Annotated in this window: 1 pseudogene; it reads left to right on the plus strand. The window is 48.8% G+C overall.

The features are described from left to right. A pseudogene (locus tag Q1A40_RS23030) lies at positions 1-303 on the plus strand (hypothetical protein); the annotation flags it as partial.

Consider the following 303-nt stretch of genomic DNA (forward strand, 5'->3'; position numbering starts at 1 on the left):
GTTAACGTTTCCCTGCCATCTGATGCTGCGATACAGGCCGCGACGATGTGGAAAAAAATGGCAAGCACGGGGCTGACGGATACCAGAGACAGCTATTTTTTAGCCTCCTACAGTCTGGGCATCGGGGTCGATATTGCGCAACACCCGGTAGTAAAAAATTTGATACAACAGGTGGTTGCCGATCCTTCCCTGCGTTTATCCCAATGTCTACAGACGCTGCCAGATGCGCTAAAGCAGGATATTAAAGCCGTAACCGGGAAGAACGAAAATAAAGGAGCACACCATCATGACGATGAATCAGTA

It is taken from the genome of uncultured Cedecea sp., assembly GCF_947498825.1.
Classification (GTDB): Bacteria; Pseudomonadota; Gammaproteobacteria; order Enterobacterales; family Enterobacteriaceae; genus JGM124.